This window comes from Paenibacillus sp. FSL R7-277 (genome assembly GCF_000517965.1).
In the GTDB taxonomy this organism is placed as follows: Bacteria; Bacillota; Bacilli; order Paenibacillales; family Paenibacillaceae; genus Paenibacillus_AQ; species Paenibacillus_AQ silagei.
This window is the reverse complement of the sequence record NZ_ASPX01000119.1, coordinates 1-18004: the sequence shown is the minus strand read 5'-3', so window position 1 is coordinate 18004 and position 18004 is coordinate 1. Positions and strand designations below refer to the sequence as shown.

General features: G+C 52.9%; 11 protein-coding genes, 1 tRNA gene and 2 riboswitches. Of the genes, 6 read left to right on the top strand and 6 right to left on the bottom strand.

The genetic code is table 11. The annotated features are described in order from the left end of the window. Window positions 1–116: 116 nt before the first annotated feature. Both C173_RS30915 and serS read right to left on the bottom strand, forming a co-directional pair. Window positions 117–6422: an S-layer homology domain-containing protein gene (locus C173_RS30915; protein WP_235192085.1), complete on the bottom strand. Its 6306-nt coding sequence runs from the start codon at window positions 6420–6422 to the stop codon at window positions 117–119. Window positions 6423–6707: 285 nt separating this feature from the next. After that, on the bottom strand, window positions 6708–8000 hold the full coding sequence (gene serS / locus C173_RS30910; RefSeq protein ID WP_036732676.1) for a serine--tRNA ligase: 1293 nt from the start codon (window positions 7998–8000) through the stop codon (window positions 6708–6710). A 407-nt stretch (window positions 8001–8407) separates the two neighbouring features. Between serS and ssuE the strand changes: the two genes are divergently transcribed. Then, window positions 8408–8977, top strand: coding sequence for an NADPH-dependent FMN reductase (gene ssuE / locus C173_RS30905; protein ID WP_036732673.1), 570 nt, complete (start codon window positions 8408–8410; stop codon window positions 8975–8977). A 91-nt stretch (window positions 8978–9068) separates the two neighbouring features. Here ssuE and nrdG read toward each other — a convergent pair whose 3' ends face one another. Next, complete coding sequence (gene nrdG / locus C173_RS30900; RefSeq protein WP_036732670.1) at window positions 9069–9596, bottom strand: anaerobic ribonucleoside-triphosphate reductase activating protein; 528 nt, start codon at window positions 9594–9596, stop codon at window positions 9069–9071. Continuing rightward, window positions 9593–11578 (bottom strand): anaerobic ribonucleoside triphosphate reductase, encoded by a 1986-nt coding sequence (locus C173_RS30895; protein WP_036732668.1) that lies wholly within the window; start codon window positions 11576–11578, stop codon window positions 9593–9595. The genes nrdG and C173_RS30895 overlap by 4 nt, the downstream gene beginning before the upstream one ends. Before the next feature lie 309 nt (window positions 11579–11887). After that, window positions 11888–12118, bottom strand: a riboswitch (cobalamin riboswitch). Window positions 12119–12459: 341 nt separating this feature from the next. Between C173_RS30895 and C173_RS30890 the strand changes: the two genes are divergently transcribed. The 3 genes from C173_RS30890 to C173_RS30880 all read left to right on the top strand — a co-directional run bounded on the left by C173_RS30890 (window position 12460) and on the right by C173_RS30880 (window position 13755). After that, window positions 12460–12768, top strand: coding sequence for an MTH1187 family thiamine-binding protein (locus C173_RS30890; protein ID WP_036732667.1), 309 nt, complete (start codon window positions 12460–12462; stop codon window positions 12766–12768). Between the two features lie 47 nt (window positions 12769–12815). Then, a complete protein-coding gene (locus tag C173_RS30885; protein WP_036732665.1) occupies window positions 12816–13595 on the top strand; it encodes a sugar phosphate isomerase/epimerase family protein in 780 nt (259 codons plus the stop codon). A gap of 88 nt (window positions 13596–13683) precedes the next feature. Beyond that, window positions 13684–13755: transfer RNA gene (locus C173_RS30880), tRNA-Thr, on the top strand. Window positions 13756–13815: 60 nt separating this feature from the next. Here the strand turns inward: C173_RS30880 and C173_RS30875 are convergent. Then, complete coding sequence (locus tag C173_RS30875; RefSeq protein ID WP_036732662.1) at window positions 13816–14562, bottom strand: YukJ family protein; 747 nt, start codon at window positions 14560–14562, stop codon at window positions 13816–13818. A gap of 97 nt (window positions 14563–14659) precedes the next feature. On the opposite strand from C173_RS30875, the gene C173_RS30870 reads away from it, so the two are divergent. After that, entirely contained in the window at window positions 14660–15082 is a 423-nt protein-coding gene (locus C173_RS30870) for an ASCH domain-containing protein (RefSeq protein ID WP_036732659.1), read from the top strand. 362 nt (window positions 15083–15444) lie between these two features. Here the strand turns inward: C173_RS30870 and C173_RS30865 are convergent, their stop codons facing one another. Beyond that, window positions 15445–15810 (bottom strand): hypothetical protein, encoded by a 366-nt coding sequence (locus C173_RS30865; protein WP_051478700.1) that lies wholly within the window; start codon window positions 15808–15810, stop codon window positions 15445–15447. Window positions 15811–16558: 748 nt separating this feature from the next. Continuing rightward, window positions 16559–16651, top strand: a riboswitch (cyclic di-GMP riboswitch). 81 nt (window positions 16652–16732) lie between these two features. Here C173_RS30865 and C173_RS34055 point away from each other — a divergent pair. Further along, the coding region (locus C173_RS34055) for a choice-of-anchor A family protein (RefSeq protein ID WP_200869609.1) at window positions 16733–18004 on the top strand (1272 nt) is incomplete at its 3' end.

The window sequence follows — 18004 nt, the reverse complement described above, 5'->3', positions numbered from 1 at the left end:
TTTTCTGGTTTGGCAAATCTTATTATTCAAAAAAAGGCGGTTCCCGCAGCGCATCATGCGCCTTGGGAACCGCCTTTACTGATTTAAACCTCGTATAACGCTGTAGCGTGCGTGCGTTAGTTAATGAATTGCAGCGACTTCAAGGTCTTCTCCAGCATCGTAGCCGCTTCCGCACGGGTAGCCAGCTTCGCCGGAGCGAACGCACCATCAGGGGTACCCTGGATGATGCCTGCGGCGGCGATCTCTGCTACCGCTGCTCTGGACCAGGCCGGGATGCTTGAGGCATCGCGGAATTTAGCCAGTACAGCCGAATCGGCCGTCAGGGTCTTGCCGGTGTATTTCATAGCTTTGGACAGGACGGCTGCCATCTCCTGCCGGGTAATCGGACTGCCCGGCTTGAAGCTGCCATCGGTATAACCGGTAATCAGACCTGCGGCTGCTGCTGTCTGTACAGCATCCGTGTACCATGCGCCAGCACGGACATCACTGAAGGATGTTCCTGTTGCTGCCGGTGCAAGCCCCAGCGAGCGGGTGATCAAGGCTGCGAACTCTGCCCGTGTAATAGACTGCGCAGGTGAGAAGGCGGTATTGCTGGTGCCGTTAATCACCAGCTTGGAGGCCAGCAGCTCAATGGAGCCCTGTGCCCAATGGCCGGCAGTGTCACCGAAGGTCTTGGACGATTTAACGACAGTGTAGTAGCTGTTGCTGTTGCGCTTGATCGTTACCTCTGTATGTCCGTCTGCCGGGCTTGCGAAGACAGAAGGCACGAAGGAAAGCTTGCCCGTGGCCGGGTCAAAGGCGACACCGGTCGCACCCTTGGCATCAAGTGCACCTGTGGCCGTGATTGTCCGCTTCACATAAGTGCTGCCGAAGCTGTTCAGCGGTACATTGGTGGTGCCTGCCTGGGCAGTGACACTGAATTCAATGACGGGGCCGGCTAGTGTGACCACATTGCCCTGTGCGGCAATGGCCTTGTTCAGACCGTCAAGTGCAGCAGGTCCGGCCTGAAGCAGCGAGACAGTGACCGTGAACTCCCCGGTGCCAAATCTTGCAGCCAGTGCTGATCCGTTCACAACGCTCAGCGGCAGGGAGTAGGAGGCTCCGCCTGATGAGGTGAAGGTAAGCACGGTATCAGGGCGGGCAGCCGCCTGCTGAACCAGCACACTGCCTGGCAGGACAACCTGTGCGCCTCCTGCCGACGCTGTAAGCGGAATGATCAGCTCACTAGAACCGGCTGGCAGTGCGGCCAGCTTCGCTGTAAGCTCTGCTGCTGTAAGCGTGGTAACCTGCGGTGCTGCCGCGCTTGGAGTAGAGGTTACTGATGGCGTTGCCGTAGGAGTCACTCCTCCGGTGCCCCCTGGGCTTCCGCCTTCCGGTGCCGTGGTTGGAGCCGGAGTAGGCGTTACAGTCGGACTTGGGTTTGGAACGGCACCCTTCAGATCGGTGATCCGTCCTTCAACGCTTGAAGTTACCGGATTATGCTTCTTCAGATAGGCCAGCAGGACTTCGAAGTCGGGAAGACCCAGTTCATAATAACGTCCATCCGCCTTGGCTGAAGCCAGTGCGCGGTAGAAGTCCCCGCCGCCAGCCATGAAGGAGTTCGTGGACAGAATATAATAGCCTGCCGGATCAATCGGCTGGTAAGATCCGTCCGCCTGCTTGATCTCAACGGAGATGATGCGTTCCCCGGTCTGGGTCACCTGACCGGTCAATGAACTCACAATCTCTGGTTTTTTAGTCGAATCATACGTGTATTTCATCCCCGAGACATGGGCGAAACGTCCCTGGTCTAGCTCCAGGCCGCTGACTGCGTTCTCCAGGGAGGAGATAATCTCCGCGCCGGTAACCTTCAGGGCAACCAGGCTGTTATTGAATGGGAGTGTGGTTAACACTTCGCCCATCGTAATCTCACCCTTATCAATCGCTGCACGGATCCCTCCGCCATTCTGGATGGCCACGACGCCTTTGATCGTACCAAGCTCCTCCTTGGACACGAAGTTAGGCATCAGCTCGGTAACCTTCTCCGCAATACTGTCCGCAATCATATTACCTATCGGCGTCTCTTCCTTACGCACCACGCGGACGGATTTCCCGTCGATGTCGCGGTTTGTGTAGAGATCAACGTCTGAATATCCTACCTTCTCAGCCCGAACGGCGGAGAGCTTAGAATCGTATTCAGAAGCGAGCTTGGCTTTGGCCGCCGGATCTTCAGCGTATTTGGCTACATCCAGCAGCTTTCCGTTGTACGATACAATTTCACCGTTTTTGTCAAAGACAACATTCAGCTCACCCAGATTTTGGCCGTATTCTCCTGTCTGGACCACCAGCACAGGCTTACCTGTACCAACGTTGGTAACCGGCTCAGGAGGGTTGTCGATCTTGGTATGAGAATGCCCGCCGACAATGATGTCAATGCCGTCGACGGCGGCAGCGAGATTCTTGTCTACGGTATACCCCAGATGGGTTACCGCGATAATCTTATTAACCCCTTTAGCTTCGAGCATCGCTACAGTGTTCCTCGCGCTCTCTATATGGTCCTTGAAGCTAATCTTATCCCCCGGAGAAGATAATCCGACCGTATCCTCAGTGGTCAGGCCGAAGACACCGACCTTCTCCCCGTAGACGTCTTTGATTACAGCCGGATAGATGTTCCCGTTATACGCGGTGTCACCTTCGCCGATGGTAACGATATCGTTGTGGTACCGGTCTGCAAGCTCACTGTTCTTAGAGGTAAAGTCAATGTTTGCGCTCGCGAACGGGAATTTCGCCGCTTCCACGAAATTTCTCAGGTATTCAGGATGCTCCTTATTCTGATCAAATTCATGGTTGCCGAAGGTCATCGCGTCATAGCCGAGGTCGTTCATGAAATCAACATCCGCCATGCCTTTAAACGTAGTGGAATAGAGTGTCCCTGAGAACACATCTCCTGCATCTAACAGTAGAGTATAGGGATTGCGTTCCTGCTTGATCGCCGTAGCACGCTTGGCAATCGTCTCCAGATGTCCATGCGTGTCATTCGTGTGCAGCACACGCAGAGCGAAGTTGGATAGGTCGAACTGAGCGACTACCGGATCATGGTCGGATGCCCGTCCACGCGATGCCGGGAAGTCTGCATTAAGATGGACAACGTCCATTTCTGCGGATTTCGCAATATTTTTACTCGCCAAAATATGATCCAGTACCTGTGAGTTTCCGTCATACGTATAAGTGTACTGTTCATTAAGCGGCAGCTTGTCAATCAGATTGTCCAGCTCATTACCTTTGAGAATATCTGCGGTCTTGGTGAATTGGAAATCATTCAAGTCGCCCATGGCAATAATATTCGCCGACGGGTTGGCTGCGAGCACATCCTTGACGAAGCCGTTCACGACGGCGGCAATCTTGTGACGCTGTGTCTCACTTGACAAAACCGGTGGCTGAACGTTCTCAAACGGGCCGTTGTCCCCCGACTTGGAATTGAAGTGATTGGCAATTACAATGACCTTCTTGCCTTTGAACTCGAATTGTGCCGCAAGCGGCTTGCGGGATTCTTTAAAGGCATCGTTCGCCGGGTCAATTCTTCCCGGATTGTAGGTGAGCTTGTCCGCAGCCGCATTGTAGCTGACCGCTTGCAGAGCGGAACCCTTCTGTCCGCTGATGCTGTCAGACAGCTTGACTCTTACCGGATTGTAGAGGAATCCAACCCGGATGTTACCGCCGGGAGCACCGCCGTCTGCTTTATCCGATGGAGCAATATCAATATACTGGTACGCCGGGCCTCCGGCGGTCTGAATCGCTTCGATCAGCTCGGCGGCATTGGCTTCCACGATACCGTTGTCAGTCTCGCCGTTGCTGTCCTGCATTTCAACGACGCTGATAATATCCGGCTTCTGGAGATTTACAGCGATGGACTGAGCCAGCTTCTGAATCTTCGCGGCTCCTACGCCAGGGTAATAGTTCTCGATATTATACGAAGCCACCAGCAGCTTGTCCTCAGCTACAGCAATCGTAGAGGTCTCCTGTGTGAAGCTTCCTTGCGTAATGCCGGGCAGACTTCCATTCGCCGGAATAACCTTGAAATTTCCATTGTTGTAGCCGATTACTCCGGTCACATCACCGTTGAATGTATCACCGGTACCAACCTCTTGGCCGGGATTGCCATAGGCGATCAGCAGCCGTTGCGGATTAAGGTTTTTGGCGCCTTTTAGAACAAGTCCGCCTGCCGGTGTAATAACATCGTCCATCATATTGTCCACTCTCGTAGGAATGTTATATACGGTGGAGGTACCGCCGCCGCTTGTCCAATACGGACTGAGAATCGTAGGAGTCGGAAGTGTAACGAGCATCCCCTCAAGCGATTCATAAAAGTCCATAGCATCCTCATCGGGCTGGAATTCGGTTAGTTTATCATCGTCGATGACTGAGGACGGGATGATCCGCCCGCCTTTGCCCAGAACTACAGGCTCTGGAAGTTTTACGTTTTTGGCAACTGTCTTGATTGTACTGAGTGTAATTTGGGTGGAAGTCAGATTCTTGCTGCTGCCCTCATTGTACTCCGACACCATACCCGATACAGTCACATGATCTCCAATATCGGGCTTCAGGCTGGCATTCGTGCTGTATACGAATATGCCTTCAGAGGTATTGTCATTGCTATCCGGCTTAGGGTCCTGGATGAAAAATCCTTTATAATTGCCGTTCGCAAATGTATATCCATATTGGGTAACAATCCCCTCGACATCAGTAACGGTCTGGCCGGCATATTCAGAGGAATGGGATTCCCCTTGAATATCATGGATGCGCGGAGGCGCTGAAGCGGTATAACTGAACGTGAATACTTTGCTGGTCTGGCCCGGAATGGAAGCGATAGCTTTAATTACAGTATCCTTAGTAATCGTAACCGGAACGGTATACAACGTACTGGTCACGGTAGGTTCTGAGCCGTCGAGCGTATAATAGATAGCTGCTCCTTCTGTAGGACTGGATAGTGTTACAGAGCCTCCGCTAATGATTCGTCCGGCGCCGGGGCTGGCGGTCACAGAGAATAGCTCTTCTACCAGACTCTCGGCATTCAGCGGAATGAATTGATAGACATCATTAAACTGTTCAATAACACCGGTGATTCTATCAAAATGCTTTTCTGCGGTCAGTTGAGGCAGGTCAGAGTAAATTCTGAACGGCTGCTCAGCTTGAATGGCGGTGACATTCTTACCGTCTTTACTTTTGATTGTTACATTCTCAAGTGTGACAAGTTTAGCCTCATAAGCTTCACCATTTGCTGTTGTCAGTTCTGCGGCGGTAATTAACTGGGGAGCAGGAACACCGGCATCCGGAGTCACTACACTGTAGTTAAGCCCGGCGGACGGTTTAAGTTCCTGGAGGTTACTGTAGATATCCATAACACCTTGAATATTAACAATATCTCCTGCTTTGGCGAAGTCAGGGTACCCGTACAGCACAAGGCCAGCAGTGGCATCCTGAATGTACATTTTTGCGCCGTCGATGTGTGTAACCGTTCCTTCCGTCCATACGTTCTGACCCTTAGGTGCCGGGCGGACAGAGGCAATATCCTGTTGTTTAAGGAGAGTGTAATCATAGCTCGATTCTGTGCTATAGACTGCATCGGATACAGCATAGGTTTTGATTGTCGTGGGTGCATTTAGTAGGATAGGGGTGCTGTATGGCTTGAATGCCGCTTCGGCGCCGTCTATGTAGACTGCGGCGTACACGGATGCGCCAACGGTTGAAGTATTAAGGGAGATTTCAGTGCCTGCGGGCCAGGCATTGGCAGACGGAGTGGCAATAACCGGCGCTACAGTCTGACTGAGACCATAATGGCTATTGCGGGGATCAGGGGGCTGGACGGTGAAGTCCTTAGAGTTATTATCGGTATCGAAGGCACGGTTATCTGCAGGTGAAATGTCTGCGGTCTTGCGCACTGCGGCAAGGGTACTGCTTAGTGCGGCTGTAGCTCCGCTGCCTTCATAAGTAGTGGCAGTTCCGAAGCCAACCATATCAACACCTGCATTGGAGGCATCTACAAGGTCAATTTTGCCATTGGTAGCTCCAAGCTTTAATGTTCCTGTATAATCAGGGGCTGGCAATTCAACCGTACCTCCGGTACCAGCCGATTGCTGGATCAGAAAGTATCCCTTCGCGGCAATGGTTCCTGTTAATACTGAGATGTCGGATGTGTTAATTAGGTCACCATTGGCACTGGCATAACGCACCTTCCATCCCTCAAGACTCACTGCTGTATCCGTAGGATTGTATAATTCAATGAAGTCATTTTTGTATTTAGCGCCGCCGTTGCCGCCGCCACCGTAGACTTGTGAGATTACAATATTACTGTTATCCGCTGTTGCCTGTGCACTTTGTCCAGCAGGCGTTAACAGTCCGAGCAGCATTAGCACGGATAACCCTGTAGACAGCCATCTTCGCATCCTGTGAGAAATAACCATGATCCTAAACCCACTCCTCTCAAAACTATGATTGGCATTCCCCATTATTCTACCATTTAATTGTTAAATAAAGGGTCGCTTCATATAAATATATATTAAATTGAGACCAATTCAAAAGAATAATAGAGAAGTTTATTAGAAATGCATAAAAATAGTAGTAATGTTTAGTATAAAATCTATATAAATAGCCATTCCCCAATATTGGGGAATGGCTATTATCGATTATTAATAGAAAATCAATTATAGTCGACGTTGTAGAGCCGGATATCAGCCGTGATTCACTCCCGTTTCAATCCGCTCCGCCCCGCCCATATACGGCCGCAGCGCCTGCGGGATATAGATCGATCCGTCCTCCTGCTGGTGGTTCTCCAGCAGCGGAATCAGAATGCGCGGCGTGGCCACCGCTGTGTTGTTCAAGGTATGGCAGTATTGCAGCCGCCCGTCTTCATCACGGTAGCGGATGCCCGAGCGGCGGGCCTGGAAGTCGAGCAGATTGGAAGCCGAGTGGGTCTCCCCGTAAGCTTCTCTGCCCGGCATCCAGGTCTCGATGTCATACTGCTTATGGGTCTTCATCGCCATGTCTCCGCTACAGACGGCGACTACCCGGTAAGGCAGCTCCAGCAGCTGAAGAATATGCTCGGCATTGCCGAGAATCTCCTGGAGCATCTGCTCTGATTCTGCCGGATCGTTCTTGCACATGACCACCTGCTCGATCTTCGAGAACTGGTGGACCCGGTACAGCCCGCGCACATCGCGGCCGGCCGAGCCGACCTCGCGGCGGAAGCAGGCCGACATCCCGGCCAGCCGCAGCGGCTGATCCAGCTCCAGAATCTCATCGCTGTACAGCGAGACCAGCGACACCTCCGAGGTCCCGGCCAGCCAGCGCTTCTCGCCTGTCAGCTCGTAGGTCTGGTCCCGGCCGCCGGGGAAGAACCCGGTCCGCTCCAGCGCTTCCGGCCGGACGATCACGGGCACATCCATCGCGGTGAAGCCGCGCTGCATCAGCACATCGAGCGCCAGCCGCTGCACGGCGAGGTGCAGCAGCAGCCCGGCCCCCTTCAGCACATAGCTGCGGGGCCCTCCGGCTTTGACACCGCGCGGAAGGTCGATGATGTCGTGCAGCTCTCCGAGCTCGACATGGTCCCGCGCGCGGAAGCCGAATACCGGCGGCGCGCCATGCCGCCGCAGCTCCACATTCGCGCTGTCATCCGGCCCGATCGGCGTATCCGCCGACACGGGATTCGGCGCTTCCAGCAGCAGCTCGCCGCAGCGCTGCTCCGCTTCTGCCAGCTCCGCCTCCAGCAGCGCCAGCTCGCTGAGGGTGCCCCGCACCTGCGCCTTTGCGTGCTCGGCGCCTTCAGGGTCGCCCCCGCGCAGCAGGCGCTCGACCTCCTTCGTCAGCGCGTTGCGCTCCGCGCGCCGCTGCTCGGTGGCCCGGCGTACCTCCCGCCGCCGGTCATCCCACTCCAGAAGTTCCTCCAGGGGGAACTTCAATCTTTTCCATTCGGCCGTCTTCCGTACAAGGTCCTCATTCTCCCTGATCCAATTCATATCCAACATCTGCATCCGCTCCTTAAGTGTGGGTAAAAAAACGCAAAAAACGCCCTCATCCATGGGACGAGGAGCGTCAGCTCGCGGTGCCACCCAGGTTGACCTCATTCGCGTATAGCAGCTAAGCAGCGCGGAATCAGGCCCTCTTTGGTCTTCGCGGTAACGGGCGAAACCCGGTAAACTTAGGGAACAGGAAGCTGCTCCGGTCGCAGACGCCTCGCGGTTGGATGCCGGTCGTTGGCCTGGTCGGGATATAGGTTTGCCGTTTATTATAACCAGAGCGGCAGCAGTTTGCAAGCATAAGAGGGGTTTGACAATATTCCTTGTACTCTGCTAGGATTATTACTAATTTAAAGTATTGATGCCCGGCGAAGCAGCCCGGTTTATCCTATTATGCGGACGGAAGAGGTGCGGAAATGGCCAAAATAGTCGTAATTAACGGAACACCCTCGCTGGTCTCACGGATCAATGCCGTGATTGAGTATGCAGAGAATGCCCTGCGGGAGCGCGGGTATGAAGTGGAGCGGATCAATGTGGCGGAGCTGCCTGCGGAGGATCTGATCCATACCAAATTCGAGAGCGAGGCCATTGTCAAGGCGAATGGGCTCGTAGCGGAAGCTGATGCGGTAATCGTAGTCAGTCCGGTATATAAGGCTTCTTACACGGGAGTACTGAAGACCTTCCTGGATCTGGTGCCGCAAAAAGGGCTGGCCGGCAAAATCGTCCTGCCGCTCTTCATGGGCGGAAGTCTTGCACATCTGCTGGCGATCGACTATGCACTGAAGCCGGTACTGTCCGTGCTTGGCGCCCGCTACATTCTTGGCGGCGTCTACGCCGTAGACTCCCAGGCGGTTCGTAACGACCAGGGCGTAGTTGAGCTGGCTGAAGAGCTGCGTTTACGCCTGAACAGCGTGCTGGAAGAGCTGGCGGAGGAGACGGAGCATAAGGTGGGGCGCAAGGCAGGACAGACAGGAGCCGCGGAATAAGGTTACGCTGCCGGTCCGATCATCCCCGGTACAATCAAAAGGCACTAAACCACCCGGATGCGGGAGTTTAGTGCCTTTGTCTATTTAGGAGTTATACTCCTTGAAAGCTCAGCTCCGGCTCCCACAGAACAACCCTATCTCCCGCCAGACTCGCCGGAATATCAATGATCCGCTGGTTGCTGCTTCCCCGGTAGGAGAGGGTAAGGTCTTTGAGCTCTTCGACGAACCGTCCGTCGATCACGACCTGGCACAAGGCCAGCAGCTTCCATTCCGCAGAGCCCGGGGAAGCCGTAAGCTCCTCGTACGTATAGCCGGTATAGATCCAGACCGGGAAGGCCGGCAGCTCGGCGCGCAGCTCGTGTATGAAGTCTGCAGCCTCCTCAGCCGAGAAAAAAGGGTCCCCGCCCGCCAGCGTCAAGCCGTCCAGCAGCGGATTGCCTGCAATCTCCTCTATAATCTCCCGCCGGCGCTCCGGGGTAAAGGCCTCCCCGTAGTTAAAGTTCCAGGTCTTCGGGTTGAAGCAGCCCGGGCAGCGGTGGCGGCAGCCGCTGACGAAGAGGACGGCCCGCAGGCCTTCCCCTTCATTGATCGACTCCGGATAATATCCGCAGATGTTCATAGATGCTTAACACGGTCCCGGACTTCGGCTTGCTTGGCCGCATTGAAACGGGTCTGATAGTCACCGGTCAGATACCCGGTAACCCGGCGCAGACGGCGGATATGGGTGGTATCCTCATGGGCATTGCAGGTCGGGCAATTCGTGCCGATGACCCCTTCATAGCCGCAGCCGGAGCAGCGGTCAATCGGATGGTTGATGCTGAAGTAGCTGATGTCCTGCTCCAGCGCATATTTGATGATTTTGACGAAGGCTGCAGGATTGCTCCGGGCATTGCCGTTCAGCTCGACATAGGAGATCGCTCCGGCGTTGCAATATTCATGGAACGGGGCTTCCAGGCTGATCTTCTTGGCTGCGCTAAGTTCATGGTAGACCGGAATGTGGAACGAGTTCGTATAGTATTCACGGTCGGTTACCCCAGGGATAGAACCGAGCACCTTGCGGTCGATCTTGGTGAACTTACCGGAGAGACCTTCGGCCGGTGTTGCGAACAAGGTGATGTTGAGGTTAAGCTCCTCGCTCTTGCGGTCGCAATATTCACGCATGTGGCGGACAATGGCTACAGCCTTGGCGTGAATCTCCATATCTTCGCCGTGATGCTTGCCGTACATGGCTTTCATGCATTCGGCCATCCCGATGAAGCCCAGCGACAGGCTGCCGTGCTTCAGCAGTTCGCCTACACTGTCATCAGGGGCAAGCTGCTCGCCGCCCTCCCAGACGCCTTCACGCATCATGAAATCGGAGGCTTTGGCCTTCTGGGAAGCCTGGATACGGAAGCGGTGCAGCAGACCGTCCAGCGCAATATCCATATAGTGATTCAGGTCGTCGAAGAACCCTTCTTCATCAGCAGCCAGGCGGCGGCCGGTTATCGTGCCGTGGGCCAGTCCAAGACGCACCAGGTTGAGCGTATTGAAGGACAAGTTGCCTTTGCCGGAGCAATGGTTGCGTCCGAAGCGGTCGCCGAGCACACGGGTCCGGCAGCCCATCGTAGCGAACTCGGTATCCGGGTCAGCCGGATCATAATATTGCATGTTCAGCGGAGCGTCCAGGTTGGCGAAGTTCGGATACAATCTGCGCGCCGAGCACTCCGCTGCCTTCAGGAACAGCTCATAGTTAGGGTCACCCGGTTGCTGGTTGATGCCTTGCTTGCATTTGAAGATCTGAATCGGGAACACCGGCGTCTCCCCGCTGCCCAGTCCGTTCATCGTAGCCGTCAGCAGTGAGCTGATCACAAGCTGGCCCTCCGGGGAGGTGCAGGTCCCGTAGTTGATGCTGGTAAAAGGAATCTGGCCGCCGGAGCGGCTGGACATCGTATTCAGGTTATGTACCATACTCTCTGCGGCCTGCAGGGTCTCGCTCTGCGTCTCCTTCAGGGCAAAACGGAAGGCGCGCGGATACTGCTCAGCCAGATCGCTGCGGCTCATCGTAATCTCCCCAAGTTCTGAAACCTCTGCATTCTCCTCGAAATACTCCAGACCTTTGCGGAAGAGCTTGGAGAAGGACTTGGTCACATAAGGAGCCAGATCATAATCCAGCTTGTTGGCGGACACACCGCCGTACTGCGCATTCTGCTGCGACTGGAAAATAATCGCCACCAGCGACATCGCCGTCATAATCGAGTTGGGAGGCCGTACGCTGCCGTTGCCGGTGTTGAAGCCTTCACGGAGAAGCCGTTCGAACGGGATGAAGATGCAGTTGGTGGTTCCGATGGCGTATTGATCCAGGTCATGCACATAGACGACATTATCCAGGGTAGCCTGTACCAGCTGCGGCGGCATGGTGAAGTTGCGGGCATACCATTTGGAGTATTCACTGCCGAATTTGCTCATTTTGCCGGAGAAGCTCTCCCCGTTCAGGTTGGCGTTCTCGCGCAGCAGATCCAGATCCCGGCTGTCGATAATATCCCGTCCCAGATGAATGACCTCTTCCAAAAGATCCTCCTGTGCAGCTTGTCCTTCGTTATAACGTTTCTCCAGCAGCGTCATTATATAACTCTCTCCTCTCGGGTATTGTAAGCGTTAAAAAAGCACCTCCGGCCGGGAAGGCCGGAAATGCCCGAATGCATGATGCAAAGATCCGGAAAGCGGAAGTTTGCCTGTGGTCTGGGTGGAATATACGAGCAGACACTGGGCAAATAGCTTACGCCCGTTCTTGTACATTCCGCAGAGCCGATACCTGAAGATAATCCACGATCGTCCTCAGGTATCGGCAGCCTCTGGCCCGATTGACGGAAGGCTAACTCTGCTATGGCAGGCCGCATACGGACACCTCCCCTGTTCCTCGCAGGAGTCTAAGCGGTGCCACCGAAACAGGCAGGTCTCCTGGCTTCCGGCAACTCCTCCGGCGCCTTCCCGGGGGGCTTATTCCGCCCCTTAGTGGCATTTAGCCGGAGAATGCGGCCCTGGGCATCGCACCCTGGGAGCATCCGGTTACAGTGGCGGGACCGCAGCGGTTTTGCACCGCGCTTCCCTATTAAGTCGCACCTCTATTACAAGGGGTGAAACACCCGTTTCTACTATATTTTGTTGTTATCTATTAAAGCTACCGCAATATATTGTGTTTGTAAATGTTTTTTTGCAATCCCGCACGGGGAGCGGGTTCGGCGCTTTTACTCACAGCTGATCCACAGTTAGTCCACAGGTAATCCACAACTTTCCTATGAATCTGCCGTGAATTTTTCATAAAATCTCCGAAAATACGCCACAAAGAATCCATAAATAGAGTGCGTCTAATCCTGGTAATCATTTTGACGGATATTAATAGAATAGAGAGGGTGCAGGTGATTTGTAGCAAGCCTGGCGAAGCGTTACAATAAGAGGATAAATAAGAGACTCAGGCATACCAGATAATTAGGAGGGAGATCACAATGGCAATTGGCGAAGTGACCGTTATTCCGATCGGGACAGGCAGCACCAGTCTCAGCAGCTATGTGGCCGAGATGCAGCGTGTGCTGCAGACGGTGGAGGGCATTACCTATGAGCTAACTTCTATGGGTACAATTATTGAGGGACCGGTAGCGCGGATTCTGGCTGCGGTAGAAGCGCTGCATGAGTCGCCGTTTACCGCCGGGGCACAGAGAGTCTCAACCTCACTCAAGATCGATGACCGGCGCGACAAGACCTCGACCAGCCGCAGCAAGCTGGAATCTGTGGAGCGCAAGCTACAGGGAGAGTAACCACAATAGTATCTAATCAGAATCAACCGATAAGGAGCGGATTCTTAATGACAGAAGCAGCACAGCAGATCGGAATTCAAATGTATACACTGCGTGACCAGACGGAACGCGATTTCCTCGGCACACTGGCCAAGGTGGCAGAGATGGGGTACCAGGCAGTGGAATTCGCCGGTTATTTCGGTGTATCTGCAGGGGAACTGCGCCGTAAGCTGGATGAACTTGGCCTGGCGGCCCCTTCGGCGCATGTAGGCCTGGACTTCAGCAGTCTGGATAAGATGGAGCAGGCATTAGCCAAAGAGATTGAATACGGTGTAGAGCTCGGACTGCAATATATGATCACCCCGTCGGCACCGCTTCCGCCGAACCCTTCCATAGAGGATGTAACGAGAATCATTCCATTCCTGGAGAAGGCTTCCGCAATGGTCCGGGCGGCGGGGATGCAGTACGGCTACCACAACCATGATTATGAATTCAAAGAGGTTGACGGCAAGGCGGTCATCGATATCTGGCTGGAGCAGATTCCTGCCGAGCATATGCTGGCTGAGTTTGATCTGGGATGGGTATACAGGGGGGGAGCCCGGCCCGTTGATTATGTGTCGCGGTACGCCGGCCGTGTTCCGCTGGTTCACATTAAGGACTTCGGAGCAGACAATGAGGAGACTGATCTCGGAAAGGGAGAGGTCGATTTCCGGAGCGTCTTCGAGATCGCGGAGCAGAGCGGAATTCTCTATTATATTGTGGAGCAAGAGGCATATGAGGTATCTTCTCTTGCAAGCGCTAAGCTCGCACTGGATTATTTCCGCGGGCTAGGGCTGATGCAGGGCTGATGACACAGCAGCCAGCGGAAAAAGGGGTTGCGTTTTCCGCTGGAAGAGTTATAATATTTTGTGTTTGGCAGGACAGCAAAGCCTGTTCGCTGGTGTAGCTCAGGGGTAGAGCAACGCACTCGTAATGCGTAGGCCGGGGGTTCAATTCCCTTCACCAGCATTCTTATGAATTAAGCTTGACGCGGCCTTCCGGTTCTGGGGACCGCGTTTTTTATTGGCCTTAAGCATTGGTATGATTACATTCACTAACCGGCTTGGTGGCATCTCCCTGGTCGTTAGTGCACCAGGATTGGGACTGGAAGGCCAGGAAGATAGCCACCCATCTGTGTTCATTCTCGAAATGAATAAGGACGCCGCCGTCTTGCCATGTGCCATTTTCACTGGCGTACCCGCCCGCATTGCCTTGGTTCATATGAATATTATGAACGCCCTGCCCAGGGGAGAAGCCGAAGTACTTATCAGGCTTATCCTCTTCGGGTCCCCAAGGCTCGCCGAATACGTACAGGGTTGCATCCTGTTGATGTGCCTCCTTGAGATAAGAGGTGATTTTATCATAAAGATTGTTGCGGGGATCGCTGTCTTCGGGTTCATTCCGGTTCGTATTAGGCAGAGCTACCATCTTACTGGGAATCACCAGGTTTCCCCTGATATAATCAAGGGCAAGGCTCCGGTTATGCCCGGTGATCTTCGTGAAGCCGGATTCAAGCGTGAGCCAACGGGCCGTTTCTTCCGCTTTGAAATCTTCGCCCACATAATAAAGCACCTGATTTGCGGTGTCCTCCGGTAAATGTTCCGCTTTTGCGCTTGATCTGATATTGATAGCCACCCTGTACTTTTTATTAATATCACCTTCAACCTCAACCAGTACCTGGACATGATTATTTTTGACACCTAGCTTATATATGGTATTCTCATTGGATAATTTGCATTTTAATACCCCGTACCCTTGATCTAATCCGTTACCCATAGTTCGTCAGTCCCCCTTCTTAGCTATTAATGTTTCCCATAGAAGGCCATAGTCATTCTGAGTAAAAAGGTGTTCAACAGAGGAGGCAAGCTGCATTATGAAATGCCTAACCATTCGCCAGCCGTGGGCCACGTTAATTGCGCTGGGAGAAAAACAAATCGAAACCCGGACCTGGCGGACCGCCCAGCGGGGAGAGTTAGCCATTCATGCCGGGATGCAGGTGAATAAGGCGATCTGCCGGACGGAGCCGTATCAGTCGTTGCTGGCACGTTACGGTTACACTGCGGACAACCTGCCAACCGGCAAGATCATTGCAGTCAGCCGCATTGCGGATTGCTGTGAGGTGACGCCGGAGCTTGCGCAGCAAGGCTGGCCGGGCGGCAATGAATATGTATTCGGCAATTATGCCGAAGGAAGGTATGCCTGGATGCTGGAGGAGGTTGTTCCGCTGGTACATCCCATACCTGCTAAGGGACGTCTGGGTTTCTGGGAATATCCTGTGCTGGAAGAGGAATTGTGAATTTCTTGACGGCAATGTGAAGAAAAATTGCTCCAGATTGGCTGTCAGCTGGTATAATTGGGATATTCGGCGGGAAATCTTCCTATATATAAGGAGAGTTGTGCTCTGAGGCGGTCTACCGCTGGAGAGGGGCAGAAATGCCGGGAAGGAGCGTATGCATAATAGATGGGAAGCCTTCTAATTGCATGGCTTTGTATGCTTTGTTTGTTTCTTGCGTTCAGGGATCAGGTAAGCCGGAGAATCCTGTACCCGGTAGCTGTGGTGGTGATATGCGGCACATTGGGGTATTGGACGTTGTTAATGTAGCCGCATCCGGGCGATCATTTAATGCAGAAGTCTGCCGCTTGCGGCAGGCTTCTTTGTTAGCGCTGCTCCATCTTCTCCATACCCAGATATCTGCGCATATGCAGAGTGGCCTGGGCGGCAATCACATCATCCAGCAGCAGCATCCGTTCGTGATAGCCCCTGCAGACAAATTTGGCTTCAACACCCGTCTCCAGCCGCTGCTGCTCATAGACCTTCAGACCACGTGCGCGCATTCCGGCACGGACCTCCCGCAGATCGGCAGAAGCGGCATGAGCGGCCGACTGGATTACCTCCAGATAAGGTGCAGGCGTGCGCAGCTCAGAGGCTATAGCAGAAGCATCGCGCTCGAAGGCGGATAGAATAAGCGGCAGCAAAATATAAGATTTGACCAGCAGGTTGTCCTGGCTCTCTGCTCTTTGCATCCTTCTCAACCCCTCGAAGAGAACGTATATTCGCATTGTAACTCATCCTTCAAAAAATAATCAATGGGTTTTATAAATTAACTCAAATAATGTGATATATTTCACAAAAAATAAGATGAATTATTTTATATTAAAATTGAAATATTAAAGATTGAAAAATAAATCAGCTCAAAGGAGAATGGCAATGAGTCGTGAAGGAAGCCTCCGCCGTGGTTTGGTATTCGGGATCATTCTAAGTGTTCCGCTCTGGGTATCGATGATTGGCTGGGTTCAGCTGTTCGGGTCTGCCTAGGCGACATTTTATTCAAAATATATGAAGTCTATTAGCAGGTGTCGTCCCTATGGGCGGCACTTTTTTTTCGAGCTGAGGTGCCTGTAAATAGGTAAAATTGCATTGAACAGGAGCAGACAATGAGTAGGAGGGGTCTGAAGGCGATAAAATAGGACAAATGCATCAAATTTAAATAATATAAATTGATATTATTATAGGTAAGAGAGATAAACGGCTACAGCCAATCCTCTGATTTCTCGACTTTTTTCGTCAGCATATAAAAAAAGATTCGCCCCTGAAGCCTTATGATAAAAGGGTTAAATGAGGAATCTTCGCAAAAATAATTTCAAAAAATATACTGGGAATGGATTGACAACAGGGTGGGGGAGCGGATAAACTGAAATTAGTACAAAAGTAACAAATGTCATAGACTCAACAATGATCTTACATAAACAAATCTTAATTGCATACCGAAATCATGTACAAACGCAAACCGTATCGAAAGAACGGGACGCAAAGTCAGGAATCTACTGTCTCTAAAGTTGAGGCTAGGGTCGTCCGGCCGCCGTGAAGCTAACCCTTCGTGGCGGTTTTTTTGTTGTTATAGTCGCGTGACAGATTCATAGAATAGTAACTAGGAGGTGTGGACTATTGAAGAAAAGAGTACGTAAAACAGCTGCCATCCTTATGGCAGGCCTATTGACCCTATCCAGTGCCTTTACGTGGGGGACGGATGTTAGAGCAGCTTCAGGGGTGCCGTATACGCCAACACCGGTTTTGGGGGTTGCAGGGAATTTTAATGCTTTTATCCTCGGGGATTTTAAACAAGCCAATGACCAGATTGAAGGCCGCCTGGCAGCGGCGGGGAACATTACCCTCTCCGGAGGATACGGAGTAGCCAGGGCATACAGGGATGCTTCGCCGACGGATGTACTTGTGGCCGGTAAGAATTTTGTACATTTAGGCAGTGGAGAGATCTATGGAAATGTGGTATTTGGGGATAGCTTTACAGCCAATGAGCCTGGTGTCAACATCAAAGGCGGGAAGAAAAATGCCAGCCCGATTGATTTTGCAGCCGAGCAGCAAGCTCTGATCTCCCGATCCACAGAGTATGGGGCCTTGGCCGACACGAATGAGATTGGCGATAATCATTATGGACAGCTCAAGATAAGTGCACCGGATCGTTTCAATGTAGTTCATTTGGATGCCTCGACACTGGCGAAGACCAACTATATCGAATTCAACATTGCACAGAACGCTACGCTGATTATTAATATAAGCGGGTCTACAGTCAATGTGCCGAGCTTTTCAATGAATAACGGCAGAGCCAGTCAGGTATTGTTCAACTTTTACGAAGCTTCTGAGGTGAATATCGCTTATACCTCATTCTTCGGGACGATCCTCGCACCTAGAGCGGATGTTCATTATGCCGGAGCAGAGCTGTACGGAACCCTGATTGCAAAATCTTTTAGCGGCGGGGTAGAGATGCACCTGGGATTGTACGAGGGAGAGGGGCCGCCGCCGAGTCCGACGCCGACCGCAACGCCGACACCTAGTCCATCACCGACACCAACGCCGACAGTGAAACCAACACCAACGGTAACGCCAACACCGACTGTGAAACCAACACCAACGGTAACGCCAACACCTACAGTGAAGCCAACACCGACGGTAACGCCAACACCTACAGTGAAGCCAACACCGACGGTAACGCCTACACCTACAGTGAAGCCAACACCGACCATAAAACCGTCACCTACACCTGTGTGCACTCCAACTCCAAAGCCAACACCGACTGTAAAACCGACACCAACGCCGACCGTGAAGCCGACACCAACGCCAACGGTGAAGCCGACACCAACGCCGACCGTGAAGCCGACACCAACGCCGACCGTGAAGCCGACACCAACGCCGACCGTGAAG